At 62.6% G+C, this 26543-nt stretch carries 27 protein-coding genes and 1 tRNA gene; 12 read left to right on the top strand and 16 right to left on the bottom strand.

Annotation, left to right across the window (positions count from 1 at the left end):
* The first annotated feature begins 35 nt into the window (after positions 1-35).
* The 3 genes from CN673_RS13595 to CN673_RS13585 are packed head-to-tail and all read left to right on the top strand — an operon-like array spanning position 36 to position 2668.
* A complete protein-coding gene (locus CN673_RS13595) occupies positions 36-1187 on the top strand; it encodes an AAA family ATPase (RefSeq protein WP_099866930.1) in 1152 nt (383 codons plus the stop codon).
* Positions 1162-1674: a type 2 periplasmic-binding domain-containing protein gene (locus CN673_RS13590; protein ID WP_157928899.1), complete on the top strand. Its 513-nt coding sequence runs from the start codon at positions 1162-1164 to the stop codon at positions 1672-1674. The genes CN673_RS13595 and CN673_RS13590 overlap by 26 nt, the downstream gene beginning before the upstream one ends.
* Entirely contained in the window at positions 1667-2668 is a 1002-nt protein-coding gene (locus CN673_RS13585; RefSeq protein ID WP_099866928.1) for a cation diffusion facilitator family transporter, read from the top strand. The genes CN673_RS13590 and CN673_RS13585 overlap by 8 nt, the downstream gene beginning before the upstream one ends.
* A gap of 29 nt (positions 2669-2697) precedes the next feature.
* Here CN673_RS13585 and fsa read toward each other — a convergent pair whose 3' ends face one another.
* Entirely contained in the window at positions 2698-3351 is a 654-nt protein-coding gene (gene fsa, locus CN673_RS13580) for a fructose-6-phosphate aldolase (protein WP_099866927.1), read from the bottom strand.
* Positions 3352-3444: 93 nt separating this feature from the next.
* Here fsa and CN673_RS13575 point away from each other — a divergent pair, with 93 nt between their 5' ends.
* The 7 genes from CN673_RS13575 to CN673_RS13545 all read left to right on the top strand — a co-directional run bounded on the left by CN673_RS13575 (position 3445) and on the right by CN673_RS13545 (position 11499).
* Positions 3445-5661, top strand: a complete 2217-nt coding sequence (locus CN673_RS13575; RefSeq protein ID WP_099866926.1) for a primosomal protein N' — start codon at positions 3445-3447, stop codon at positions 5659-5661.
* An 81-nt stretch (positions 5662-5742) separates the two neighbouring features.
* A complete protein-coding gene (locus tag CN673_RS13570) occupies positions 5743-6099 on the top strand; it encodes a DUF4345 domain-containing protein (protein ID WP_099866925.1) in 357 nt (118 codons plus the stop codon).
* A 246-nt stretch (positions 6100-6345) separates the two neighbouring features.
* Entirely contained in the window at positions 6346-6906 is a 561-nt protein-coding gene (locus CN673_RS13565) for a F0F1 ATP synthase subunit delta (RefSeq protein ID WP_280951185.1), read from the top strand.
* On the top strand, positions 6906-8435 hold the full coding sequence (gene atpA, locus CN673_RS13560; protein WP_099866923.1) for a F0F1 ATP synthase subunit alpha: 1530 nt from the start codon (positions 6906-6908) through the stop codon (positions 8433-8435). Before CN673_RS13565 ends, atpA begins: the two co-directional genes overlap by 1 nt.
* A gap of 32 nt (positions 8436-8467) precedes the next feature.
* Entirely contained in the window at positions 8468-9361 is an 894-nt protein-coding gene (locus CN673_RS13555) for a F0F1 ATP synthase subunit gamma (RefSeq protein ID WP_099866922.1), read from the top strand.
* A 27-nt stretch (positions 9362-9388) separates the two neighbouring features.
* On the top strand, positions 9389-11014 hold the full coding sequence (gene atpD / locus CN673_RS13550; RefSeq protein WP_099866921.1) for a F0F1 ATP synthase subunit beta: 1626 nt from the start codon (positions 9389-9391) through the stop codon (positions 11012-11014).
* A gap of 77 nt (positions 11015-11091) precedes the next feature.
* The gene (locus tag CN673_RS13545) at positions 11092-11499 is read left to right on the top strand and encodes a F0F1 ATP synthase subunit epsilon (RefSeq protein ID WP_099866920.1); all 408 of its coding nucleotides are present in this window, start codon (positions 11092-11094) and stop codon (positions 11497-11499) included.
* Between the two features lie 41 nt (positions 11500-11540).
* Here CN673_RS13545 and CN673_RS13540 read toward each other — a convergent pair whose 3' ends face one another.
* From CN673_RS13540 to CN673_RS13525, 4 genes are all read right to left on the bottom strand, one after another.
* Positions 11541-12059 (bottom strand): RNA pyrophosphohydrolase, encoded by a 519-nt coding sequence (locus CN673_RS13540; RefSeq protein ID WP_280951184.1) that lies wholly within the window; start codon positions 12057-12059, stop codon positions 11541-11543.
* A gap of 16 nt (positions 12060-12075) precedes the next feature.
* Positions 12076-13275 (bottom strand): divergent polysaccharide deacetylase family protein, encoded by a 1200-nt coding sequence (locus tag CN673_RS13535; RefSeq protein WP_099866919.1) that lies wholly within the window; start codon positions 13273-13275, stop codon positions 12076-12078.
* 94 nt (positions 13276-13369) lie between these two features.
* Positions 13370-14692, bottom strand: coding sequence for a S41 family peptidase (locus CN673_RS13530; protein ID WP_099866918.1), 1323 nt, complete (start codon positions 14690-14692; stop codon positions 13370-13372).
* Positions 14682-16025: a murein hydrolase activator EnvC family protein gene (locus CN673_RS13525; protein ID WP_245409909.1), complete on the bottom strand. Its 1344-nt coding sequence runs from the start codon at positions 16023-16025 to the stop codon at positions 14682-14684. Before CN673_RS13525 ends, CN673_RS13530 begins: the two co-directional genes overlap by 11 nt.
* A gap of 255 nt (positions 16026-16280) precedes the next feature.
* Here CN673_RS13525 and CN673_RS13520 point away from each other — a divergent pair, with 255 nt between their 5' ends.
* Positions 16281-17918, top strand: coding sequence for a pilus assembly protein (locus CN673_RS13520; RefSeq protein WP_099866917.1), 1638 nt, complete (start codon positions 16281-16283; stop codon positions 17916-17918).
* A 10-nt stretch (positions 17919-17928) separates the two neighbouring features.
* On the opposite strand, the gene rlmH is transcribed toward CN673_RS13520, so the two are convergent.
* The 11 genes from rlmH to CN673_RS13465 all read right to left on the bottom strand — a co-directional run bounded on the left by rlmH (position 17929) and on the right by CN673_RS13465 (position 26039).
* Positions 17929-18411 (bottom strand): 23S rRNA (pseudouridine(1915)-N(3))-methyltransferase RlmH, encoded by a 483-nt coding sequence (rlmH, locus tag CN673_RS13515; RefSeq protein ID WP_099866916.1) that lies wholly within the window; start codon positions 18409-18411, stop codon positions 17929-17931.
* A gap of 73 nt (positions 18412-18484) precedes the next feature.
* On the bottom strand, positions 18485-18916 hold the full coding sequence (gene rsfS, locus CN673_RS13510; protein WP_370853044.1) for a ribosome silencing factor: 432 nt from the start codon (positions 18914-18916) through the stop codon (positions 18485-18487).
* Positions 18917-19043: 127 nt separating this feature from the next.
* Positions 19044-19667 carry a nicotinate-nucleotide adenylyltransferase gene (locus CN673_RS13505; RefSeq protein WP_370853055.1) on the bottom strand — a complete coding sequence of 208 codons (624 nt, stop codon included), beginning with the start codon at positions 19665-19667 and terminating at the stop codon, positions 19044-19046.
* Between the two features lie 20 nt (positions 19668-19687).
* Positions 19688-20974 (bottom strand): glutamate-5-semialdehyde dehydrogenase, encoded by a 1287-nt coding sequence (locus tag CN673_RS13500; protein WP_099867165.1) that lies wholly within the window; start codon positions 20972-20974, stop codon positions 19688-19690.
* 23 nt (positions 20975-20997) lie between these two features.
* Positions 20998-22143 carry a glutamate 5-kinase gene (gene proB, locus CN673_RS13495; protein WP_099866915.1) on the bottom strand — a complete coding sequence of 382 codons (1146 nt, stop codon included), beginning with the start codon at positions 22141-22143 and terminating at the stop codon, positions 20998-21000.
* An 11-nt stretch (positions 22144-22154) separates the two neighbouring features.
* Positions 22155-23171, bottom strand: coding sequence for a GTPase ObgE (gene obgE / locus CN673_RS13490; protein WP_099867164.1), 1017 nt, complete (start codon positions 23169-23171; stop codon positions 22155-22157).
* Between the two features lie 159 nt (positions 23172-23330).
* Complete coding sequence (locus CN673_RS13485) at positions 23331-23654, bottom strand: hypothetical protein (RefSeq protein ID WP_099866914.1); 324 nt, start codon at positions 23652-23654, stop codon at positions 23331-23333.
* Between the two features lie 126 nt (positions 23655-23780).
* The gene (locus CN673_RS13480; protein WP_157928898.1) at positions 23781-24341 is read right to left on the bottom strand and encodes a GNAT family N-acetyltransferase; all 561 of its coding nucleotides are present in this window, start codon (positions 24339-24341) and stop codon (positions 23781-23783) included.
* A complete protein-coding gene (locus CN673_RS13475) occupies positions 24338-24967 on the bottom strand; it encodes a GNAT family N-acetyltransferase (protein ID WP_099866912.1) in 630 nt (209 codons plus the stop codon). Before CN673_RS13475 ends, CN673_RS13480 begins: the two co-directional genes overlap by 4 nt.
* Before the next feature lie 128 nt (positions 24968-25095).
* Positions 25096-25365 (bottom strand): 50S ribosomal protein L27, encoded by a 270-nt coding sequence (rpmA, locus tag CN673_RS13470; RefSeq protein ID WP_099866911.1) that lies wholly within the window; start codon positions 25363-25365, stop codon positions 25096-25098.
* A 32-nt stretch (positions 25366-25397) separates the two neighbouring features.
* Complete coding sequence (locus CN673_RS13465) at positions 25398-26039, bottom strand: 50S ribosomal protein L21 (RefSeq protein WP_099867163.1); 642 nt, start codon at positions 26037-26039, stop codon at positions 25398-25400.
* Positions 26040-26366: 327 nt separating this feature from the next.
* Here CN673_RS13465 and CN673_RS13460 point away from each other — a divergent pair.
* Positions 26367-26456: transfer RNA gene (locus tag CN673_RS13460), tRNA-Ser, on the top strand.
* The last annotated feature ends 87 nt before the right edge of the window (positions 26457-26543 follow it).

The following is a 26543-nucleotide window of genomic DNA, read 5'->3' as shown; positions in this document are numbered from 1 at the left end:
CGCGCCTCTCTTGCCGCAGGTTCTGGCACAACGCGATGAAGCTTCGCTCGCTTGAAGCGGAGAGCTACCGGTCGCTCCAATCCATCCGTATGGAAGTCGGCGACATCAACCTCTTCGTTGGCGACAACGGTGCGGGAAAATCCAATCTCTACCGCGCTCTCTTCCTCGTTCATGCGGCCGCGCTCGGCACATTCGCCCATGAAATCGCCGCGGAAGGCGGCATGGCGTCCGTGTTGTGGACAGGGCGACGGCGGCGTGGTCAGCCGGTGCGCGTAAAACTGTCCGTCGAGATGAGCGATCCCGTGAGCGCCCTCGACTGGCGCTACACGATCGAGGCAGGCTTGAAGCCGCCGGCTGCCGCTGGTTTCCCGTTCGAACCGCAGATAAAGACGGAGACCCTCGTTCTCGATCAGGGCCGGCGCAAGGTTGTCGTTCTGAAGCGAGACGGGCCGACGCTTTCCTGGCGAGACGAACACGGCAGGATGGACGAGGACACGATGCGTCTCCTTCCCTCGGAGACGGGGCTGGCCCGGGTTGGCGCCGGAGGGCTTAATCCCGAGGTCGCCGCCGTGCGCGATGCGCTCGCGCAATGGCGCTTTTATCACGGATTTCGGACCGACCGGGACTCACCGCTGCGCGCGCCCTGCCTCGCGGTGACAGCGCCGATGCTGGCGATGGACGGCGGCGATCTGGCGGCCGTCTTCGCCACGCTCCACCACATCCGCGGCGATACGGTCGATCTCGACCGGGCCGTCGAGGAGGCGTTTGCAGGCGCACGCCTTTCCGTGCCGCTGCCCGATATACACGCCTCGTTCGGCATGGTCTTCCCGCAATTTCCCCAGCGCACTTTCCAGGCCTCGGAGTTGTCGGATGGACAATTGCGCTTTCTCGCTCTGGCCGGCGCGCTTCTGGCGTACCGTCTTCCCCGCTTCATCGCGCTCAATGAACCGGAGGCAAGCCTGCATCCTGCGATGTTGCCGGCGCTTGCCAGCATGATCGCGCGGGCGAGCGGGCAGACGCAGATCTGGGTCGTGACTCATTCGCCTGATCTGGCCGGCCACATCACCGAGCGCTGCGGCGTGCGCGCCAAACGCGTTCTGCGCAACGATGAGGGCGCGACCTGGATCGATGGCCTTTCTCGGACCGGGCTGATGATCGACGATGCCGATGCCGATGGCGGGGTCTAGGCGGAACCCTGCGCCGCCCAAAAGCATTTCCTTAAGCACCGCCCGGCATTTCGGTTTCAGCATGCGTACACCTCTATGCCTTTTGCTTTCCCTGATCCTGAGCCTTTCGGGCTGTTCCTTGCCGAAAGATCCGGAGAGCACCAGCGAACGTGTCCAGGGTGGAACCTTGCGCATCGGCTTGCTGTCGCAGCGGATGGACGCAACCGATCAAGCTGCTCTCGACGCCGTAGCAGAGGCATTTTCCGCTTCGCCGGACATTGTCGACGGCTCAGTGCACCAGTTGATCAGCATGCTGGAAAAAGGAGAGATCGACATCGCGATCGGCGGCATCCCGGCGGACACCCCGTTTGGCGAGCAGGTTGGCCTGAGCCGGTCCTACGGTACCGTAGCCATCGGTGATGAGGAGCGCATGCGCGTGCTTGCTGTGCGCAAGGGCGAGAACGGATTTCTGACCCGGATCGAAAAGGTGCTTCCGGAGCATGAGTAACCAGCACCCTTCATTGCCGGAGGTCATCGAGGCGGACATAAGGCGGGCGACGCGACTGGAGTATTGGACGCTTTTCTGGCTGGCTACGATAATCGGGGCCATGTATCTCGTGACAGGCTCCAGCCAGGCGATGAAGACGGCCTGGATCGAGGATTGCCTCAGCCTCGTTCCGCCGCTTCTGTTCATCCTTGCCGCGAAGATCGAGCGGCGTCCGCCAACTCGGCACTTTCCATACGGATTCCATCGGGTCGGATCGCTGGCCTTTTTCGGCGCGGCCTGCGCGCTGCTGGCCATGGGCGCCTTTCTGCTTTTCGAGGCGTGCTCGGCGCTCGTGACGCAGGAGCATCCCACGATCGGCACAGTTGCGATATTCGGCGAGCGCATCTGGCTCGGCTGGTTGATGATCCCGACGCTCGCCTATTCCGTCATCGCACCCGTAATCCTTGGACGGATGAAGCGCCCCCTGGCGCGCCGGATCAACGACAAGATCCTGCACACCGACGCGGACATGAACGCCGCAGACTGGCATACGGGCCTTGCGGGTATCCTCGGCATCGCAGGCATCGCGTTCGGCTATTGGTGGGCGGATTCGCTGGCAGCTGGCGTGATCTCGCTCTCCATCGTCAAGGACGGTTGGCGCAACAGCAGGGTCGCAATCGCGGAATTGCTCGATGGGGCCCCGCGAGCGGTCGACAGCACCGATATCTCCAGGGATGCCGAGCGAATCGCTGCTGGGCTTGGCGGCGGCCACCCAGGCATCGATGTTCGTGTGCGTGAGACGGGTCGCTATATGCGCGCGGCGGTCACGGCGGCGGATCGCGACACGATGGGGCAAGAGGAGGCAGAGGCCATACTGGGCGAGAACGCCTGGCGCCTGATCGAGGTGAGCGTCAGTGTCGATGCCCCGCAAGGCGCCATGCGCGAGGCGAAATCCATGGTCGACACTCAGCGAAAATCAGGATGCGATGCCGTGAAGGGCGATGGCGACCAGTGATGCCGCCATCGCTCCCGATTTGACGCTACTCAGCCGATCTGCTGACCAGTCTTCGCCCAATCGGCGAGAAAGGCCTCAAGCCCCTTGTCGGTCAGCGGATGCTTGACGAGCGACTTGAGGGTCGCAGGTGGCACGGTGACGACGTCAGCGCCGATCAGGGCGGCTTCCTTGACGTGGTTGGCCGTGCGCACCGAAGCGGCCAGAATCTCGGTCTCGAATCCGTAATTGTCGTAAATCTGGCGGATCTCGCGGATCAGGTCCATGCCGTCGAGATGGATGTCGTCGAGCCGGCCGATGAAAGGCGAAATGAAGGTGGCGCCGGCCTTTGCAGCAAGCAATGCCTGATTTGCCGAGAAGCAGAGCGTAACGTTGACGAGGCGGCCGTCGTCGGTCAGCGCCTTGCAGGCCTTGAGGCCATCCAAAGTCAGCGGTACCTTGATGCAGATATTGTCGGCAATTTCCGACAGCGACGCAGCTTCCTTCATCATGCCATCAAAGTCCGTGGCCGTGACTTCGGCGGACACAGGGCCATCGACGATATCGCAGATTTCCTTGGTGACCTCGCGGTAATCACGTCCCGACTTCATGATCAGCGACGGGTTGGTCGTAACGCCGTCCAGGAGGCCATTGTCGTTGAGTTCACGGATTTCGGCGACGTCGGCCGTATCGACAAAGAATTTCATCAGAGGGTCTCTTCCGTTGGTATGCGGCGTTTCTCGTTCCAGGCGGCGGTTGCGGGTTCCCTTTAGCCCAATCAGGGGGCAAGGTCACGCCCGATGACGGACCGCTTTCCGACAGATTCGCAAGGCGCGCTTTTCCCGGCCGCAACCCGCCGGGTCGCGCCGGTGCTCGTGCCGTTGCCGACGCCCGGACCCTACTCCTATGTGGTGCCGGAAGGCCTCGATGTCGAGCCCGGCTCGATCGTGCAGGTGCCGCTTGGGCCACGTCAGGTGCTGGGGGTCGTCTGGGATGGTCCGGTGGACGGCATTGACGCCAAGAAGCTCCGTCCGATCAACCAAGTCTTCGATTGTCCGCCGCTTCAGCCTGAGATGCGTCGTTTCATCGATTGGGTCGCCAGCTACACGTTGTCGCCGCCTGGGCAGGTGGCGCGGATGGCGCTGCGCGCACCCGCAGCGCTCGAACCCGAACCCCCGATCGCGGGGCTGAAGCCGACGGGTGTTGTGCCGGAACGCATGACGGAGGCGCGTCGCCGGGTTCTGGCTGTCGCAGGCGAGGCCGAGGCCTGGTCGCGCTCGGGGCTCGCGCATGCCAGCGGCGCTTCGGTGTCGGTGGTGGATGGACTGGTCAAGGCTGGCGCGTTCGAGCCTGTGCTCCTGCCGCCTGCGCCTCTCGTGGCCGAGCCGGACGCCAGCTTCGGACAGACCGAACTCAGCGCGGATCAGCAAGATGCCGGTGACGCGCTTTCAGACAGGGTTCGCGCCAGCACGTTCACGGTCAGTCTTCTCGACGGCGTCACGGGCTCAGGCAAGACCGAAGTGTATTTCGAGGCGATCGCAGCCGCCGTTGCAAAGGGGCGCCAAGTGCTGGTGCTCCTTCCCGAGATCGCCCTGACCCCGGCATTTCTCGATCGTTTTGAAGAGCGGTTCGGGGCCAAGCCCGCGCAATGGCACTCCGATCTGGCGCCGCGCATGCGCGAGAAGGTATGGCGCGGGGTCGTCGACGGTCAGGTTCGCATCGTCGTCGGCGCGCGGTCAGCGCTGTTCCTGCCGTTCCGATCTCTTGGTCTCATTGTCGTCGACGAGGAACACGATCCCGCCTACAAGCAGGAGGATCGTGTCTTCTACCAGGCGCGAGACATGGCCATCGTGCGCGCGCGGCTGGGCGATTTCCCTGTCGTGCTCGCCTCGGCGACGCCTTCTGTCGAAAGTCGGGTCAATGCCGACCAGGGCCGATACGGCCGACTGGCGCTGACCAGCCGATATGCGCAAGCTGCGCTGCCGGACCTCTCGCTGATCGACATGCGGCGAACACCGCCGTCGCGGGGTGGGTTTCTTTCGCCACCGCTGATCGAGGCGATGGGCAAGACGCTGGAGCGTGGAGAACAGTCGCTCCTCTTTCTCAATCGTCGCGGCTATGCGCCTTTGACCCTGTGCCGCGTCTGCGGCCACCGTTTCCAGTGTCCGGACTGCTCGAGCTGGCTCGTCGAACACCGGTTTCGCGGCCAGATTCAATGTCACCATTGCGGTCATGCCGAGCGCACGCCCGAGGCCTGCCCGGAATGTGGGACGCTCGACCATCTCGCGGCGTGCGGCCCCGGGGTCGAGCGAATTGCCGAGGAGGTCGTCGGCCATTTTCCAGACGCACGGACGATCGTTCTGTCGTCGGACATGCTGGGCGGCGTCAAACGGCTGCGGCTGGAACTGGAAGCGATCGCCAAGGGCGACGTCGATATCGTCATCGGTACGCAGCTTGTAGCTAAGGGGCACAATTTCCCCTTGATGACGCTTGTGGGAATCGTGGACGCCGATATCGGTCTTTCGAACAGCGATCCGAGGGCGGCCGAGCGCACGTTTCAGCTTCTGTCACAGGTGACGGGACGTGCAGGGCGGACCGGACGCAAGAGCCATGGCCTCATTCAAACCTATCAGCCGGCCCATCCGGTGATGCAGGCGATCGTCTCCGGCGATGCCGAAGCATTTTATGAGCGTGAGATCGCAGAGCGAGAGCGGGCACTCCTTCCGCCCTTCGGACAACTTGCCGCGATCATCGTATCGGCCAATACGCGTGCAGAGGCCGAGGGCCATGCCCGTGGTTTGCGACAGGCGGCACCATCCGGCGGCGGGATCGTGATCCTTGGCCCGGCTGAAGCGCCCCTTGCCCTCATTCGCGGGCGCCACCGCTTTCGCCTATTGATCCAGGGTGGTCGCCGCGCGGATATCCAGGCATATCTGCGCGCCCTGATCGCCAACGGTCCAAAAGAGCGCGGTTCTGTGCGCGTTCAGGTGGACATCAATCCACAAAGCTTCCTTTGATTGCATGGCTTTTGCTGAGCCGCCCAGTCGGCTACCCATGGGGCTGCGGCGAATCTGCGAGCAGCGAGCGTTCCGACATTCATGATCGAGTTCTATCTTCCGAGTTCCCAGCCAGAATGGCTTGCCTTCGCGGCGGCGGTGGCGACGATCCTCTTCGGCCTGTGGCAGGCTATTGCACTCTTGTTCACGCATTTCCCGACGTCGCTGGTCGCCAGGGCGCAGGCCGCCGGCTTGCAGATCGGTTTCGGGGTCATCGCCGTCCTTATGGCGCAACCGCTGATCTATCTCGCTCTCGGTGCCGGCTGGGGCGTTAGCGTGCTGGTTCAGATCGTCGCAATGGCGCGTCATGGCCGCGCCGGCGGTGGCTCGCTCGTTGCTCTTGTCCTCGCGCTTGTCCTCGCCGTGTTGCCGACCGGCTATGCCCTTGGCCTTTTCTAGAGTCGTTCACCTTTGCAGGTGATCCTTGCGGCCGCGGTGCCACGGATGCGACAGAATTGCGCCCAAAGCAGGGGTTCTGGCATGTTGCGGTGGCGGTGTTCCTATGTTAGACGACACCCGAATTCTGGAGCAGGCGTGTTTTTCAGCGCGCAGTCCTGATAATTACAGCAACAAATTCAAGGCGTTGAGGTTGGTGCGGTTTCAACCGTCGGCGGGCTTGGGTTCGATTGAGAGATTTGGGTGCCCGTGGCAGACACATCCCCTATGATTTCCGGTGTTGCACGACGTTATGCCTCCTCGCTGTTCGAACTGGCGAAGGATGCCAACTCCATTGATGCTGTCGGTGCCGAGTTGGATCAGTTCGAAGCCCTTATCAATGAAAGCGCGGACCTGAGGCGCCTCGTCGTCAGCCCGATTTTTTCCGCTGACGAGCAGTCGCGTGCCATGACGGCGATCGTCGACAAGGCGGGGCTCAAGGGTCTCACCGGCAATTTTCTCAAGGTGGTTGCGCGCAACAGGCGTCTGTTTGCGCTACCGGGAATTGTCCGCTCCTACCGTGAAATCGCTGCCGCGCATCGGGGCGAGGTTGCTGCCGAGGTTACGACGGCGCATGCGCTCACCGCTGCCCAGGAAACCGATCTCAGGGCGGCGCTCAAGGATGTTACCGGCAAGGACGTTGCCCTCAACGTCACGGTTGATCCCTCAATTCTCGGCGGCCTGATCGTCAAGGTCGGCTCCCGCCAGATCGATACGTCTCTAAGAACGAAACTCTCCTCGCTTAAGCTTGCACTGAAAGAGGTCGGCTGATGGATATCCGCGCCGCGGAAATTTCCGCAATTCTGAAAGATCAAATCAAGAATTTCGGCAAGGAAGCCGAAGTTTCCGAAGTCGGACAGGTTCTGTCTGTTGGCGACGGCATCGCTCGCGTCTACGGCCTCGACAACGTTCAGGCCGGTGAGATGGTCGAGTTTCCTGGCGGCATTCGCGGCATGGCGCTGAACCTTGAGGCCGATAATGTCGGCGTCGTGATCTTCGGCTCTGACCGGGACATCAAGGAAGGCGACACGGTCAAGCGGACTGGCGCGATCGTCGATGTGCCTGTCGGCAAGGGTCTGCTGGGTCGCGTCGTCGACGCGCTCGGCAATCCAATCGACGGCAAGGGGCCAATTCAGGGCGACGAGCGCAAGCGCGTCGACGTCAAGGCGCCGGGCATCATTCCGCGCAAGTCGGTGCATGAGCCGATGTCGACCGGCCTCAAGGCCATCGATGCCCTCATTCCGGTCGGCCGCGGACAGCGCGAGCTCGTCATCGGCGACCGTCAGACCGGCAAGACCGCCATCCTTCTGGATACCTTCCTCAACCAGAAGCCGCTCAACGAAGGCGACGACGAAAGCCAGAAGCTCTACTGCGTCTACGTCGCCGTCGGCCAGAAGCGCTCTACCGTTGCGCAGTTCGTCAAGGTTCTGGAAGAGCGCGGCGCTCTTCAGTATTCGATCGTCGTCGCTGCGACGGCGTCGGATCCGGCGCCGATGCAGTACCTTGCGCCGTTCACCGGCTGCACGATGGGTGAGTTTTTCCGCGACAACGGCATGCATGCCGTGATCGGATATGACGATCTTTCCAAGCAGGCCGTGGCCTATCGTCAGATGTCGCTGCTCCTGCGTCGTCCTCCGGGCCGTGAAGCTTATCCCGGCGACGTCTTTTACCTGCACTCGCGCCTTCTCGAGCGCGCGGCCAAGCTCAATGACGACCAGGGCGCCGGCTCGCTGACCGCTCTTCCCGTCATCGAGACGCAGGCCAACGACGTGTCGGCTTACATCCCGACCAACGTGATCTCGATCACCGACGGCCAGATCTTCCTGGAAACGGATCTGTTCTATCAGGGCATCCGTCCGGCTGTGAACGTCGGTCTGTCGGTGTCGCGCGTCGGCTCGTCGGCTCAGATCAAGGCGATGAAGCAGGTTGCCGGCTCGATCAAGGGCGAACTCGCCCAGTATCGTGAGATGGCCGCCTTCGCGCAGTTCGGTTCGGACCTCGACGCTTCAACGCAGCGGCTCCTCAACCGTGGGGCGCGCCTGACCGAGCTCTTGAAGCAGCCGCAGTTCTCGCCGCTGAAGACGGAAGAGCAGGTCGTGGTGATCTATGCGGGCGTGAAGGGCTATCTCGACAAGCTGGCTGTCTCCGACGTCGGCAAGTTCGAGCGCGGGCTGTTGTCGCATATGCGCAACGACGGCAAGGGCGTTCTCGATGCCATCCGCAAGGAAAAGGCTTTGAACGACACGATCGAAGGCGATCTCAAGAAAGAGATCGACAAGTTCGCCAAGAGCTTCGCCTGAGGCCACGCATCACAAGAACGGACGGATAACGGATGCCTTCACTTAAGGATCTGAGAAACCGGATCTCCTCCGTCAAGGCGACGCAGAAGATCACCAAGGCGATGCAGATGGTCGCCGCGGCGAAGCTGCGTCGCGCGCAGGAGGCTGCGGAAGCAGCGCGGCCCTATTCGCAACGCATGGGTCAGGTTCTCGCCAACATCGCCGATGCCGTCGGCGAGGGCGACGATTCACCGCGTCTGATGACGGGCACCGGCAAGTCCGATGTTCATCTCCTCGTCGTGTGCACGGCGGAACGCGGCCTGTGCGGTGGCTTCAACTCGCAGATCGTGCGGCTGGCACGCGAACATACGCGCAAGCTGCTCGCCGAGGGCAAGCAGGTTAAAATCCTGTGTGTCGGCAAGAAGGGCTTCGATATCCTGCGCCGCGACCATCGCGACCGGATCATCGACCGTGTCGACCTGCGCGAGGTGAAGTCGGTCGGCTTCGGTGATGCAGATGCCATCGCCCGTCAGGTGATCGAGCTCTTCAACAAGGGCGAATTCGACGTCTGCACGCTGTTTTACTCGGAGTTCAAGTCGGTGATCTCGCAGATCCCGACCGCACAGCAGCTCATTCCGGCCAGCGCGCCTGCCAAGACGGACGATGCCGTCGGCGACGACAAGCTCGGCGGTGCGATTTACGAGTACGAGCCCGACGCGGGAAGCATTCTGTCCGATCTCATTCCGCGAAACATCGCGGTGCAGATTTTCCGCGCCTTGCTCGAGAACGCTGCGTCGGAACAGGGTGCGCGCATGTCCGCCATGGACAATGCGACCCGGAACGCCGGCGAGATGATCGACAAGCTGACGCTCTCCTACAACCGCCAGCGTCAGGCGCAGATCACCAAGGAACTGATCGAAATCATTTCGGGCGCGGAAGCGCTCTGAGGCTCTTGAACAGAGGTTACGAAAACAATGGCTAAGGCAGCGACCCCCAAGACGCCGGCAGCTGAAAAGCCGGCCGCGAAGAAGACCCCGGCAAAGGCCGCCGCGACCACCAAGGCATCGGCTGCGGCAAAGGATGCCGCTCCGGCCGCAGCGACGAAGGCGCCGGCAAAGCGCGCCGCGCCTGCCGCTTCCGGCACCAGCGTTGCATCGAACAAGCCGACGGGCGCTAAGGGCAAGATCACGCAGGTCATCGGCGCCGTCGTCGACGTGACCTTCGAGGATCATCTGCCGGAAATTCTGAACGCGCTTGAAACCGACAATCTCGGCAATCGTCTCGTTCTCGAGGTTGCGCAGCACCTCGGCGAAAACAGCGTTCGCACGATCGCCATGGACGGAACCGAAGGTCTCGTTCGTGGCCAGACCGTGACAGACACCGGTGCACCGATCGCTGTTCCGGTCGGCGACGGCACGCTCGGACGCATCATCAACGTCATCGGCGAGCCGATCGATGAAGCCGGACCGGTGCCGACGACGACGCGGCGCGCGATCCACCAGGACGCACCAGACTTCACCGAACAGTCCACCGAGGCCGAAATCCTCGTCACCGGCATCAAGGTCATCGACCTGCTCGCGCCTTACGCGCGTGGCGGCAAGATCGGTCTCTTCGGCGGCGCGGGCGTTGGCAAGACGGTTCTCATTCAGGAACTGATCAACAACATCGCGAAGGCGCATGGCGGCTACTCGGTCTTCGCCGGCGTGGGCGAGCGGACCCGCGAGGGCAACGATCTCTATCACGAGATGATCGAGTCGGGCGTGAACAAGGACCCGAAGGAAAATGACGGCAACACCGAGGGCTCCAAGTGCGCGCTCGTGTTCGGCCAGATGAACGAGCCGCCCGGTGCGCGCGCTCGCGTCGCACTGACCGGTCTGACGATTGCCGAACATTTCCGTGACGAAGGTCAGGACGTTCTCTTCTTCGTCGACAACATCTTCCGGTTCACCCAGGCCGGTTCGGAAGTGTCGGCGCTTCTTGGACGTATCCCTTCGGCCGTGGGTTACCAGCCGACGCTCGGCACCGACATGGGCGCCATGCAGGAGCGCATCACCACGACGACCAAGGGTTCGGTCACCTCCGTGCAGGCCGTCTACGTCCCGGCCGACGACCTCACCGACCCTGCACCTGCCTCGACCTTCGCCCACCTCGATGCGACCACCGTTCTGTCGCGTTCGATTTCGGAGAAGGGCATTTATCCGGCCGTCGACCCGCTCGACTCCACGTCGCGCATGCTCGATCCGATGATCCTCGGCGAAGAGCACTATCAGGTCGCCCGTCGCGTGCAGGAAACGTTGCAGCGTTACAAGTCGCTTCAGGACATCATCGCCATTCTCGGGATGGATGAGCTCTCGGAAGAAGACAAGACGACGGTGGCACGTGCCCGCAAGATCGAGCGCTTCCTGTCGCAGCCGTTCTTCGTCGCCGAGGTCTTCACCGGTGCGCCGGGGCAGCTCGTCGATCTCGAAGATACGATCAAGAGCTTCAAGGGGCTGGTCGAAGGCGAATACGACCATCTGCCGGAAGCGGCCTTCTACATGGTAGGCGGGATCGACATGGCAGTCGCCAAGGCTGAGAAGCTGGCCGCGGAAGCCGCCTGATCCTTCGCAATCAAAGGCGATCGGCTGTTCCGGCCGATCGCCGGCATTCCCCCGTATCGCCGACAGAGTGACCCGACATGGCTGACACCTTCAACTTTGAACTCGTATCGCCGGAGCGCCTGCTGGTTTCCGCCGAGGCAGTTTCCGTCGTCATTCCCGGTTCTGAAGGCGAAATGACGGTCCTGCCGCAGCATGCGCCTGTGATGACGACCCTTCGTCCCGGCATCGTATCAGTCGAACTGTCGACCGGCGAAAAGCAGGACTTCGTCGTATTCGGCGGTTTTGCCGACATTCTGCCCACGGGCTGCACGCTGCTTGCCGAGGCTGCCTTCGCGGTCAATGACCTCGACCGCGACGAGTTTGCGCGACGCGTCGAAGCGGCACGTGCCGATCGGGAGAAGGCTTCAGGCGACGAAGAGGTCATGAAGCTGGACGAGTATCTCAACCAGCTGACGACGCTGCAGGGTGCCATCCTTCCGGCCTGATCGACCAGAGTTCGCGCGATCACAGCATCGTTGATGCGCCTTTACGCCGGATGGACGTAGGGGCGGAAGACGCTGACCACCTCTTCATAGACCTGGCGTTTGAACGGCACGATCATATCCGTCAATCGGTCGACCGGTGTCCACGCCCACGCATCGAATTCCTGCTCGTGCCCGCCGGGCGGCGGGGCAATGGCGATTTCCTGATCCGGGCCCTCAAAGCGGAATGCAAACCACTTTTGTGTCTGCCCGCGAAACCGACCCTTGAGGCCAATGCCCAGGAGTTCGCGCGGCAGATCGTATTTGATCCAGCGCGGTGCTTCGGCGATCAGCGAGACCGACCGCATGCCGGTTTCTTCGTATAGTTCGCGCAGCGCTGCGGGCAATGGCTCTTCGCCTTCGTCGATCCCGCCTTGCGGCATCTGCCATAGTTTGGGCGAGCCATCATACTCGGAATCGGCAAGGGGCAACCGTCGACCCATCCACACCAGGCCGGCAGCATTGATCACCATGACACCGACGCAGCGCCGGTAGGGAAGATCGTCCGGTTTCAATTCTGCCAAGGCTCGATCTCGCTCTTCATCGCTGACGTTCGGGATCGTCGGCGAGTGCGGCGACGCCGACGATTTCTATGTTGCGGCTGCGGGCGTCTTCGATCCAGGCAGCAATGGTGTCGACGCTCTCATCGAAAGCGGACGCAACGCCGATCGCCTGCCCATTGCGCACGGCAACGCGCTCCAAGGCATCAAGGCGCTCCAGCATGCTGCCGCGATCGCGATTGATGTCGATAACCAGTTCTGCCGCCGCGAACGGCGTGCCGACAGCGCCCGCGACCAGTTCGGCCTTCGATTGGGCCGATGTGCCATCGTCGAGAAACAGCAGCCCACGGTCAGCGAGATCGCGCATGATGGGTTCGATCGCGCCGGCGTCTGCAAGGAATTTGCCGCCGAGGTGATTCATGATGCCGGTGTAGTTGGTCAGTTGCGCCATGGCGGCGTGCAGGCTGGCCAGGTTGGCTTCTTCTCCGGCGGCGATCGTCAGGGTCTCTCCCGCCGCGGCTCCCGCCAGGTCGTTGAACGGTTCGAAGGGCACCTGCAGCACAATCTCGTGCCCCCCGCGCCGTGCGGCCTGCATCCAACGCTGGAGACTGTTGCCCCCAGCGGCGAATCCGAGCGTGACCTCCTCCGGGAGTGTCTCGATCGCGTATTGTGTGCCAGTCTGACTGAGGCCGAGGCCACCGACCACGATCGCGATCCGCGTGCCACGCGCGCCCGACCAGCTGCGGGCATAGGCGTCGATCGGCCGATCTGTGTCGCTGCGCCGCGGCAGTGCGCCTTGCGCGGTTTCCTCCAACAATACGGGTTCGGGCAGGTGGGCGAACCTCAGATCCTGGCCAACGGTTCCGCCGTCGAGGATCTGTGGGCCGTCGTCCTGTCGTGCGCCCGGCCGGAATATGGTTACGGACTCGCCATCTCCCGTCATTTCAGTGGTGACATCGGCGCCCGAACGTCCTGACGGGCGGGGCGTGACACCAGTCGTCACGTCCTGATGGGCATCGGCAGGCTCATAGGCTGCGGGCAACGGGTCAGCTGGAACGTCAGGTTCGGTTACGGCGGCTGTCTGGCGGAGATCGTCGCTCTGGAACGCGGCAAGGCTGGCCAAGGCGACGATACCGACGATGGCAAGCAAACCTATAGCAGATCGCCCGCCGAGCCGGGGAGGCCGGCTGCGCGGTGCTTTCCTGTCTTGCCCCAATGGCCTGTCGAGATCGCTGCCCACATAGAACCGCTCTCATGACACGGGGTGATTCGGCAAGAAAAACCGCGCCGGACAATGTCTCGGCGCGGTTGATGCTCTTTCCGGTGTCTGCCGATCAGTCGCTAACGGCAGCCTGATCCGGATTGGGCGGGAAGGACGGGTCCGACTTGTCGCCGCGCAGCAGATCCAGCGCATAGTTGAGCTGGATGTCGTCTTCCTTTTCCGGCGGCACATAGGCGATCGAACCCGAACCTTCGTCGGTCTCGCTCTCACCCTGGATGTGGCCGCGCAACTCAGACTCGCCTGCCGCCTCGACGCGCCCACGCATCTCCTCCGGCAACGGCTGCTCCACGGTGATGTCCGGCGAAATGCCGGTGCCCTGGATCGATTTGCCGGAAGGGGTGTAGTAAAGCGCGGTCGTCAGCCGCAGTGCGCCATTTTCGCCGAGCGGGATGATTGTCTGGACCGAGCCCTTGCCGAAGGAGCGCGTGCCAACCACGGTGGCGCGCTTGTGGTCCTGCAGTGCGCCGGCGACGATCTCAGATGCGGAAGCCGAGCCGCCATTGACGAGGACGACCAGCGGCTTGTTGCCTGTCAGGTCACCTGCTCGCGAATTGAAGCGACGGCTTTCCTCCTCGTTGCGGCCGCGGGTCGACACGATCTCGCCGCGATCCAGGAAAGCGTCGGTGACGCTGATGGCCTGGTCGAGCAGGCCGCCCGGATTGAGGCGCATGTCGAGGACATAGCCCTTGAGCTCATCCTCCGGCACCTCAGCCTTGATCTCCTCGATTGCCGCGGCAAGGTCGTCGTAGGTCTTCTCGGTGAAGGAAATCACGCGCAGGTAACCAACGTCGTCCTCTATGCTGTGCCGCACGGCCCGAACGGTGATGATGTCTCGGGTGACCTTGATCTTCATCGGCGCGTCGGCGCCTTCGCGGATCACGGTCAGTTCCACTTCCGTGTCCACCGGACCGCGCATCAGGTCCACGGCATCGGAAAGCGTCAGTCCACGCAGCGACTCCCCGTCGATTTCGGAGATCAAGTCGCCCGCAAGAACGCCGGCGCGGGCGGCGGGTGTATCTTCGATCGGAGTAATGACCTTGACGAGTTCATCCTCCATCGTGACTTCGATGCCGAGGCCGCCGAATTCGCCCCGCGTTTGGGTGCGCATGTCGTTGGCGTCTTCAGCGTTCAGGTAGCTGGAATGCGGATCGAGCGAGGTGAGCATGCCATTGATGGCGCTCTCGATGAGTTCCTTTTCTTCCGGCGGCGTCACATACTGGGCGCGCACGCGCTCGAATACGTCCCCGAAAATCGACAGTTGCTCATAGGTCTCGGAGTTTGCCGCTTCGGCGGACGTGCCGAATTGCTGGGCGGTGCTGAGCGCTGTGGCGCCCATGAGGGCTCCGGCGAACAGGAGTGAAATCTTACGAATCATTGCTTACCCTTCCCGAAGTCTCAAGAGCCCACCAGGGCGCCGGATCGACCGGCTGGCTATCTTTTCTGAACTCAATGTAAAGCGTCGGCTGCGTCGAAGCCAGAGCCAAGGCGGCGGCGCCGGCCAACCTCGTTTCACCCATCGCCGCGACTGGTTCACCGGCGACGACGAATTGCCCCGGCGACACGTCGATCCGGTCCATACCTGCCATCACGATATGATATTCATCACCGGCATTCAGGATCAAGAGTTGTCCATAGGTTCGAAACGGGCCGGAATAAACCACCCAGGCATCGGCCGGCGCCTGCACCACCGCACCCGACCGGCTGGCGACCGTGACGCCCTGCAGGCGGTGGCCCGTGCCGTCGTCATCGCCGAAATGCCGCGCGATCTGGCCGGTGACTGGAAGTTCTAGGCTCCCGTGCAGCGCGTCGAACGGCACGGCCGGAGCGAACCGATCCATGTCCAGCGTGCCGTCACGCGCCCTGGCGCGCGCGCGCTCCATCTGCTCCTCAGTCTGGCGTTCACGCAAACGTGTTGCTTCCGCCGCCGCTTCGGCGGCCTCGCGCACGGATTCGATCTCGGTCTCCAGCGAAGCAATGAGATCCTGAAGACCGATCGCCCTTTCGGCAAGCCTGGCGACCGATTCGCGCTCCACTTCCAGCTGTTCTTCACGCTTGGATTGCAGGGCGCGCTTTTCGTCGAGGAGCAGGGCAAGGCGTTGCTCTTCCTCCACTTGCTCTTCGCGCAAATCGAGCAGTGCGACACGTTCCTCGTCGATCGAGTCGCGGATCGAGACAAGCTTTTGAAGATCGGATACGAGCATCTCGGTTTCCGCCCGCATCTCCGGCACGACAGCGCCGAGCAGGATGGCACTGCGCACCGAGGCAAGCGCGTCATTGGCACTGACAAGCAGGGCGGGCGGCGGATTGCGGCCCATGCGCTGCAGGGCCGCCAGAACTTCGGAGAGAACGCCGCGGCGCTCGCTCAGCGATGCAGTGATGGCGGCTTCGTCGGCGCGCAAGGCAGCGTATCGATCCTCGATCTCGCCGATCCTCTGGGTGAATGTCTGTTGCGCTTCGGCAGCGGCGATCAGATTTTCGCGGATCGTCTCTTCATCCTTGCGCAGGCCATCCACTTCCGCCTGAAGTTCAGCCAACCGCTCATTGGACACGTCAATCTTGCCCGTCAGCGCGTCCAGTTCCGACGCTGTGCGTTCGCGCTGGTCCGCCAACGCATCGGTCCTGGCGGCCTTTTCGGCGGACGGTTCCTGGGCATGCAGCACGGCAGAGGCGCTTGACAACAGCAGGAGGGCCATCAAAGCCAAGCGCACGGGGGGCCACCCTGCCGCTGCATATGATCGTGTTGCCTCTGCCCGCCGCAAAACGTCTTCCATGTCCTTGATCACTCGAAGCACCTTAAGCCGTGAACGATGTCGAGTTTGAGGCGATGCGCGCACTCTCCGTTAACCAGATGCAATGAATCAGCGCCCGAATGCCGGCTGTCCGCCACTTTACGCATTATGAAAAGCATGTCTTAAGGTGATTTGCCTAGCATTGCTGCATGTTATCCTGTGGGAGTTGCAGATATGCGGGGGCTTTTCCATTCCAGAGACGGTAATTTTTCCGCTCTCTTCGCGCTTTCGCTTCCAGTTGTGCTGTTGAGCGCGGGCGTTGCGCTCGACGTATCGCGGCTGTCGGCGGCGAAGAACTCGCTGCAGAATAGCGTCGATGCCTCGCTGATGGCGGCGTCCAAGCTGCAGGAGGCTCCGGAGTCGCGCGAGCTGTTCTTCACGGATTATCTGACAGCGTCGGCTTCCGGCGACCCTTTCCTGCTGAATATCCAGTCGGATTTCAAGGCCGATATTGGCGCGAACTACATTGCGACCGAGGCCGAGGCGTCGGCAGACGTTCCGTTGACGATCATGCATGCCTTCGGCCAGTCGGGGCGCGTATCGGTCAGCGCAAGCGCATACGAGTCCACCGACGCGCTGGAAGTGGTCATGGTGCTCGACAACACGGGCTCGATGGCGGGAGAAAAGATCAAGGCTCTGCGTGAGGCGGCCGAGGAGATGGTCGGGATCCTCGAAACGGTCGCCGAGGACAACCCGCAGCGCAACATCCGCATGGGCCTTGTGCCCTACGTGACGGCCGTGAACATTCGCGGTGCCGAATTCGATTGGTCTTGGATCGACGAGGAGGCGCGGGCGCGTTTTCATGGCGCGAATTTCGGAACTGAGGGAGTGCCTGTCACGGACAACAGCAATAGCAAGCGCGATAGCCGCGCCTTGCTGACGGCGTCCGGCAAGATCAATCATCTGGCGCTGTATCAGCAGCTGAAGGTGGAATGGAAGGGATGTGTCGAGGCGCGCCCAAGCGACATTGCGGTCGACGCTGCACCAGACTACCTGAAGCCAAACACGCTGTTCGTACCCTATTTCGCCCCCGACGAACCGGATTTCGACCAGAGTCGAACCTCCGACCCCGCTCGCAAGTCATTGACGCGCGGCGACGACGGCAATTCGTTGAACAACAACTATCTCGACGACAAATCGGGAAAGACAAAGGCCGATTTTCCGGACGCGCATGGACCCGTGCAGCGGTCCGTGGCGAAATACAAGAATGCCGATACGAGCAGGATCGGCCAGAGCGGCCAGTTGACCAACGGCCCGAACCGGGCCTGCCCCACCCCCGTGGTGCCGCTGACCGACGATTTCACGCTGCTGCACAAGGCCGTGGCCGACATGAGGCATTGGAACGGTTCCGGCACTAATTCCGCCGAAGGCCTGGCCTGGGGCACGCGCGTGCTCTCGCCGGAATCACCGTATCAGGGCGGGGATGCCTTCGACAGCCAGACGACCAAGAAGGTGGTCATCCTTCTCACCGACGGCGTCAACGAGATTTTCGGTGCGAAGAAGACGCCCAACGGTTCCGACTATGGCAGCTACGGATATCTCGCATCGGGCCGCATGCAGAAGACGGATGCGGGCGGCGCGAGGAACAACGTGAATGCTTGGATGAAGGCCAATTGCACCTACCTCAAGGATCGGCGGGTGGACATCTACACCATCCTGCTCAAGGCTGACGACAGTGCCGACAATCGCAACCTTTACAGCGGCTGCGCAACCGATGCCGACAAGTACTATGTCGTCAACGATGTGTCCTACCTGACCAAGGTGTTCTCGAAGATCGCCGACAACGTCGCGGCCCTTCACTTCACGCACTGAGGGTCGTCGTTCAACTGCGGTGATAGGGGTGGCCGGACAGGATCGTGATCGCACGATAAAGCTGTTCGGCCAAAAGGATGCGCACGATCTGGTGCGGCCATGTCAGGCGGCCGAAAGAAATGACCCGGTCGGCGCGTTGCCGCACCGTGTCATCCAGCCCGTCGGCACCGCCAATGACGATGGCGAGATCGCGCTTCGCGCCATCACGCATCGCTGCCAGATCGTCGGCGAAGCGTTCAGAGTCAGGCGTCTCACCGCGCTCGTCGAGGGCGAGGAGCGCTCCGTCGGACGGGACCGCCTTCAGGATGGCGTCTGCCTCGTCCGCCTTTCGCGCCTGTGATGACGATGCGCGGCTCTCCGGCAATTCGACGACGCGCCGGAATTCAAAGCCGAGCGGGGGACCCGACTTCGCTAGCCGGTCAATGTAGCGCGCCGCAAGGTCGCGCTCGGGGCCGGCCTTCAGCTTGCCGACGGCGATCAGCGTAATCCTCATACCATCTCTATCCGGCCGACCAGCGGGCAAGCGCCAAGCCGGCCTTCAGGCCGATCGTCCGCCGTCTCGTTTCTCAGTGCAGCGTTTCTTCACCGAGCTCCGGCGTCATCCACATCTTTTCCAGATTGTAGAATTCGCGGATTTCGGGACGGAAGACGTGCACGATGACATCGCCGGTGTCGATCAGCACCCAATCGCCCGTCGCCAGCCCTTCGACACGAGCCGTGCCGAGACCGGCATCTTTGATCTGACGGATGAGCTGATCGCATATCGCCGAGACATGTCGGTTCGATCGCCCGGAAACCACCACCATGTGGTCGCCAAGCGCCGACTTTCCGGCAATGTCTATGGTGACGATATCTTCGGCCTTGGAGTCCTCGAGGCATTCGAGGATCAGGTGAAGCGCACGGTCGGCAGCATCAGTGCCGCTTCCCGTGGCTGAGGAAAAAGTGCCGACGGCATTTCCCTTCGCGTGTGCTGTTCTCAGAACCGTTTCCCTTTCCAACAATCAAGAACCAGCGTCGTTGCTTTCGACGACATCGGTGTCGAAGCAGATGTAATGATAGTCTCGCCGCGTTAAAGGTTTCAAGACACAAGAAGTTGCCGTCACCAGCGTATTTTTTGGGCCGTTGCTACCTCTTCGGGATAGGGACGGGCGCGGCGCGCAAGGCTGTCGACGACAAGGACGAGCGCGGACCGTGGATAAAGGTCCATGCTGGAGGCTTCATCAGGGCCAGCCGGGATGCATCCTCTTCATCGATCCGCGCGTGGGCGAAGGTCTTGGTCATCTTGGCAGAAAGGTAGGACAGCGTTGCGCCGGGCCGATCTATGACGGCAATGGGGAACGTGCGTGCGATCATTTGCCAGTTTTGCCAGTGATGGAAGTTCGCCAGATTGTCGGCGCCCATGACCCATACGAAATGAACGTCGCGATTGCGCGCCTTGACGAGCGCGAGCGTCTCGGCCGTGTAGCGAAGGCCATGGGTCGCCTCGAAGGCTGTCACCTTGATGCGCGGGTCAGTGACGAGCGCTTCGCTTGCGGAGATGCGCTCAGGAAGACTGGCCAGTTCCCCCCGTGATTTCAGCGGATTGCCCGGTGTGACAATCCACCAAATCTGCTGCAGATGCAGGCGGCGCAGGGCGATTTCAGCGACGAGCGAATGACCGGCATGCGGCGGATTGAACGACCCGCCGAACAACCCGACACGCATGCCGGCCTCGACATGCGGCATGTGCGCATGCCGAGGCGCAAGCATCGCCTTGTCGACCGTCACGGTCAGGGTCTGGTCTGCCCGGTACCGCGCACGCGATACTTGAATGATGTCAGCTGTTCCACGCCGATCGGACCGCGGGCGTGCATCTTGCCGGTGGCGATGCCGATTTCGGCGCCCATGCCGAACTCGCCGCCGTCGGCGAACTGGGTCGAAGCGTTGTGCAACAGGATTGCTGAATCAACTTCGTTGAAAAACCGTTCGACCACCGCGGGGTCTTCGGCGATGACAGCTTCCGTGTGATGCGAGGAGTAACGCTGGATATGAGCCAGCGCCCCGGCCACGCCATCCACCAGGGCAACCGAAATGACCGCGTCGAGATATTCCGTCGACCAATCCTCGTCGCTGGCGGGCTTGAAACCTGGAAAAACCTTCAGCACCGCCGCCGAGGCCCGAATCTCGCACCCGGCCTCCGTCAGTGCCGTCAGGATCGGCATGAGATGTGTCGCTGCCGCCGCACCATCGACCAGAAGGGTTTCGGCGGCGCCACAGATTCCGGTTCGACGCATCTTGGCATTGACCGCGATTGTCTTTGCCATCTCGATATCGGCCGACGCATCGACGTAAAGGTGGCATAGCCCTTCGAGATGAGCGAAGACCGGCACCCGTGCCTCGTTCTGGACGCGGGCAACGAGGCTCTTGCCGCCGCGCGGGATGATCACGTCGATAGCGCCGGCAAGGCCCGCCAGCATGGACCCCACCGCGGCGCGATCTGCGGTCGGCACCAGTTGAATCGCGTGTTCGGGAAGGCCCGCGGCCTTCAATCCGCGAACGAGACAGGCGTGAATGGCGCGCGAAGAATTCAAGCTGTCGGAGCCGCCGCGCAGGATCACCGCGTTGCCCGCCTTGAGGCAGAGAGCGCCAGCATCGGCAGTCACGTTGGGCCGGCTTTCGTAGATGACGCCGACAACGCCGAGCGGAGTGCGCACCCGCTCGATCTCAAGACCGTTCGGCCGCTCCCATGCAGCGATGACCGCGCCGACAGGATCGTCCAGCGCTGCGATGGCGCGGATGCCCTCGGCCATGGCGTGAACGCGGTCGGCGTCCAACTCCAGCCGATCGATGAAGGAATGGGAAAGATCGTTGTCGCGGGCTTTGGCCAGATCGGCCGTGTTCGCGGCCAGGATTTCATCCATGTCGGCGATGAGAGCATCGGCCATCGCGCCAAGCGCGCGGTTCTTCTGGTCAGTGGAGGCGATCGCAAGCGGGCGGCTTGCCGTCCGGGCCTGCGTGCCGAGCGCAGTCATCAGACCCTCAAGGCCATTGTCGTTCGTCTGAACCTGGTGCAGCATCGTCTTGCTCCGCGAATTGCGCTTCATGCAATCGGCTGTCGCGCCCCTGCTGTCAACACCAGGTCGTCGCGATGAACCATCGCGGCGCGACCGGAATAGCCGAGGATCGTTTCGATTTCGGCCGTCTTGCAACCGGCGATGCGGTTTGCTTCCTCGGCGTCATATGCAACGAGCCCGCGGGCGATCTCGTTGCCTTCCTCGGTGCAAATGGCCACCGTATCGCCGCGGGCAAAATCTCCCGTAAGGGCGCGAACCCCGGCCGGCAGAAGGCTCTTGCCCATGCGCAGCGCGCGTTCGGCTCCGCGGTCGATGGTCAGCGTGCCCATCGGTGTCAGTTGTCCGGCAATCCACGTCTTGCGTGCCGTCACCGGCGTCGGGTTGGGTGCGAACCAGCTTGTCCGCGCGCCACGGTCGATTTGCGCAAGGGCGTGGGCGTCCTTGCCGGAAGCGATGATCATGGCGCATCCGGCGTTGGTTGCGATCCTGCCGGCATCGATCTTGGTGCGCATGCCCCCGCGCGAAAGTTCCGAGGCGGCGCCGCCGGCCATCGCTTCGATCTCCGGCGTGATCGCTGTGACCACGGGAATATGGCGCGCTTCGGGATCGACACTCGGCGAAGCGGAGTAGAGACCGTCGATGTCGGATAACAGGATCAGAAGATCGGCGCCGATCATCGTCGCGACGCGCGCGGCAAGTCGATCGTTGTCGCCGTATCGGATCTCGGTCGTTGCCACCGTATCGTTCTCGTTGACGATCGGAATGGCACCGAGCTTGAGCAGTTCGGAGACGGTGGCGCGGGCGTTGAGATAGCGGCGCCGATCCTCGGTGTCGCCCAGCGTCAGCAGGACCTGGCCGGCAATGATGTCGTGGGCAGCCAGCGCAGAAGACCAGGCACGGGCAAGGGCGATCTGACCCACTGCCGCTGCCGCCTGGCTTCCTTCGAGCTTCAAAAGGCCGCTCGGCATATCGAGCACCGAGCGCCCCAGCGCGATCGCGCCGGAGGAGACGACAAGAACATCGGCGCCTGCTGCCCTGAGCGCGGCGATATCTTCGGACAGCGCCGTCAACCAATCGTGCCTGAGGCCGCTGGCCCGGTCGACGAGCAGCGCCGAGCCGATCTTGACGACAATCCGTCGATAGGCGCCGACAGGTTTGCGTTCCAACTCCATGAGGTGGGGCCTCAGTCGCGGCTGTCAGCCGGCTGGCCGGTCGCTTCGACGATGACGTCGCGTAGCGCCCTCAGAACCGGGGTCATGCCTTCGCCGGTCGCAGCCGAAATGAGATAGGGCTCGCGTCCCGCCGCCGCTGCGAGAGCCGCGGATTTTTCGGCGCGCTCCTCGTCGTCAAGCGTATCGATCTGCGAAAGCGCCAGTATCTCCGGCTTCTCCCGGATGCCGTGACCATAGGCGTCAAGTTCACCGATCACGGTGCGATAGGCTTTGGCGACATCTTCCTCCTGGCCGGAGACGAGGTGGAGAAGCACGCGGTTGCGCTCGACATGGCCGAGGAAGCGGTCGCCAATGCCGGTGCCTTCGTGAGCGCCTTCGATCAATCCCGGGATGTCGGCGATCACGAATTCGCGTCCATCGATGGTCGCAACGCCAAGATTGGGGTGCAGAGTGGTGAAAGGATAGTTGGCAATCTTCGGACGGGCCCGCGTGACGGCGGCGAGGAACGTGGACTTGCCCGCATTGGGCAGACCCAGCAGACCGGCGTCGGCGATCAGCTTCAAGCGTAGCCAGATCGTCTTTTCCACCCCTTCGAGACCCGGATTGGCATGGCGTGGAGCCTGGTTCGTGGAAGATTTGAAATGGGCGTTGCCAAAACCGCCGTTGCCGCCGCCGGCAAGACGAAAACGCTGACCTTCCACAGTCATGTCGCAGATCAGCGTCTCGTTGTCCTCTTCGAATATCTGCGTTCCGACGGGTACCTTGAGCGTTGCGTCGCTTCCTTTGGCGCCCGAGCGATTGCGGCCCATGCCGTGTCCGCCGGTCTCGCCCTTGAAGTGCTGCTGATAGCGGTAGTCGATCAGCGTATTGAGGCCCTCGACGGCTTCGACCCACACGTCGCCGCCGCGGCCGCCGTCGCCGCCGTCCGGCCCGCCGAACTCGATATATTTTTCGCGCCGGAAGGAGACGCTGCCGGCCCCGCCTTCGCCGGAGCGGATGTAGACTTTCGCCTGGTCGAGAAATTTCATCGGTGCGCCAGTTCGCTCGCGGTTCATCGCACGGACGATCGCAATCATCCGTGCGCCCTGATATCGCCGGGAGCCTACGGCGTCAAAGATTATCGTCGACGGGCAAAGGAGTCCGCCGACCGGAATGGCGCCGTTGGCGCGAATTACAACGAACAGACGTCAGCTTGGCTCGACGCAATCCTCTTCCATGGCATCAGCTTCAGCCATGTCGGTGTCTTCACCCTGTTGCTGGGCCTGGACGTCGTCGTCGGACATGGCAATGTCCTCATCCGTCTCGAGCGGCGCGCTGCTTCCGTCCTTTGTGACGCCGTCGCCGCTGGTCGAGCCGGTCGTCGCGGAGTTGTCGACACCGTCCTCCAGCGGCGCGGTGGTGCCGTCCTTGGAGATGCCGGCGGATTGGTCGTCGGCACATTGCGCCAAGGACGAACCGGTGGATAGCACGGTGAAGGCGGCGGCGGCCGCGATCGTCATAATCGTTTTCATCGCTGCGTCTCCTTGATGATTGACAGCAACGAAACAGCGGCGCGTGAGCGATGTTCCCATGGCGTCACTAACCCGGCACGGTCCTTTGGTACCGTGCCGGGCGGCTTGGATGGCGACGATTGCGGATCACGCGGCCTGCGGCACGGCCTGGCGGAAGGCTTCGCGCGTCAGGGCGGTCTCGATGTGGGCAACCATTGCGTTGCGCCCGACGGAGAAGACGTCGGAGCGTCCGGTCACCTGAAAGCCGAGTTTTTCCTGCAGCTTGAAAGATGCGGGATTGTCGGCAAAGACGCCAGCGAACAGCGTGTCGAATGGCGTTGTGTCGAAAAACCAGGTGACAGCGGCGCCCACCGCCTCGCTCATGACGCCGCGGCCCCAGCACGACTTCTCCAGCCAGTAACCGATTTCAGGTCGATCTGATCGCTTCTCCAGTCCGATCATTCCGACCAGTCTTCCTTCGAGCGTCACCGCGAAATGGCGCTCGAAGGGAGCCGACTGCTGCTCGGCGATCGATGTCAGCCATTGGCGTGCATCGGTGAGATCGTAAGGCTGTGGCACGCGCGCCAGCATGCGTGCGACCTCGAACTCGCCCAATGCGGCGGCGATGGCGCCGGCGTCGTCCATGGCCGGCGCACGCAGCACGAGGCGGGGCGTGACGATCATGGCGTTCTGCATGTGCTCCTTCATCGTCCCCGCTCCTTGATGGCAGCCCAGCTCCTCAGCGACAGCCATGTCTTGCGATCGAGGCGGTACCATTCCACCGGCAGCGCACCGCCCAGCGCCATGGACGGAACCATGCCGTTGCCCTGATGCTGAAAACCCGACTTCTGGATCACTCGCCGAGAGGCGGGGTTGGTGACCCGGCATCGGGCCTCGATCGCGGTGACATCCCGCGTACGAAAGATCATGTCGATCACCGCGTGGGCCGCTTCGGTGGCATAGCCGCGGTTCCAGAACGCTTCCCCGATCCAGTAGCCAAGCTCGACCGTTTCCTCGTCCGCATGTGGTTCAATGCCGGCGCAACCGACGAATTCCCCGGTTTCTGCGATGGTCACCGCGTAGACGCATTTGCCGATCCCGCCCGTCTTGGCACGTCGAATGAAATCTTCGGCGTCCGCGTGCGTATAAGGGTGCGGCATACGCGAAACCATCGAGGCCACGCGCAGATTGTTGGCGAGATTGGCAAGGGCGTCCGCGTCGTCGAGATGGGGCCGGCGCAAGACCAGCCTCTCGGTCAGCAAGACCGGACAGTCCGGCCGTCTTTCGTCGGGCGAGGAATCGCTCCGACATTCGTCTTCCAAGTCCAGCAACATGGGTCAGTCCTCCGTTCGAAAGGAAAAAGGGAAGATGGGATTGCCCCATCTTCCCCTTTGAACGTGGCCTGGACCTTGAAAGTCAGCCGGGTCGATGAGACGCCGGCTGATTTTTTGAGCGGTGCCGGCTACTCCGCTGCGTCCGCGATTGGCATCACGGACACGTAGGTACGACCATTGGCTTTCGTGCGGAACGAAACATGGCCGTCGGTAATCGCAAAAATGGTGTGGTCCTTGCCCAGCCCGACGCCCGAGCCCGGATGCCACTTCGTGCCGCGTTGGCGCACGAGGATGTTGCCCGAGACGACGCTCTGTCCGCCGAACTTCTTCACGCCAAGGCGCTTGGATTCGGAATCACGACCGTTGCGCGAGGAACCGCCAGCTTTCTTGTGTGCCATGGTGTTCTCCTTAAATCCTTGTTTCGCCGAGATTACTTCGCGAGAGCCTTAGCCTGTTCGCGCCAGTCCTCGATCTGGGCAGCGCTGAACGGCATGACTTCGTCGATCTTGGCGATGTCCTTGTCGGTAAGCTTGGCGATCTGAGCGAAGGTGGTGATGCCCTGTTCGCCCAGCTGCTCTGCGGCTTTCGGGCCGATGCCCTTGATCGCGGTCAGGTCGTCGGCCTTGCCTTTCGGCGCCTTGAACAGGGTGGCAGGAGCCTCGCTCTGTTCGGTCTTGGCCTCCGCCTTCGGCGCTTCGGCCTTAGCCGGCTTTGCGGGGGCATCCGTCTTGGCGGCAGCCTTCTTGGAAGGCTTCTTGCCGTCCGTCAGGATCTCCGAGATGCGGACCAGCGTCTGGTGCTGGCGATGGCCGCGCATGCGCTTGGAGTTCTGGCGACGACGCTTCTTGAAGGCGATGACCTTGCGGGCGCGGCCGTGCTCGACGACCTCTGCGGTGACCATCGCGCCCTCGACGAAGGGTGCGCCGATCTTGGCATCGGCGCCTTCGCCGACCATCAGCACTTCAGCGAATTCGATGATGTCGCCGACTTCACCGGCGGTCTTCTCGACCGTCAGCGTCTCGTCGGCTGCGACGCGGTACTGCTTACCGCCCGTCTTGATGACTGCGAACATTTTTTGCCTTTCGATGTTCGTTCCGGCTTCCAGACCAGGCTGGCCGTGGAGCCGTCTTTTTGTCAGTCGGTCATGGTCCGAACCGCCGCGAGGCATAAATCGCGCTGCATCGACAGGCCGGACCGGCGAGAATGCGCAATTGAACCGGCAGTCGGCAATGCGCATGTGCTCCGGACGGACTTGGCCATTCCGAAGACCAGTGGCGGATACGGGAAGGCCGGTCCGAAGTCAAGCACGATCACGAAAATTCGAGCGTGATGGCCTTGTGCCCGGCGCCGCTGCTCGCTATGACAGCGCCCGCACGTGACCACCGTGCATATGGCGCCTGGAGAGGTGGCAGAGTGGTTGAATGCACCGCACTCGAAATGCGGCATACGGGCAACCGTATCGGGGGTTCGAATCCCCCCCTCTCCGCCATTCAGATGCAGGTACGACCCGGAGACATGGGTAACAGAATGTACCTAAGACATGGGTGACGACCTCGTGCCGAACGGGTTGTCGATG

This window comes from Neopararhizobium haloflavum (assembly GCF_002750855.1).
Lineage (GTDB): Bacteria > Pseudomonadota > Alphaproteobacteria > Rhizobiales > Rhizobiaceae > Georhizobium > Georhizobium haloflavum.
Note: the sequence above shows the minus strand (reverse complement) of the source record. Positions and strands in the feature narration are given on the sequence as shown.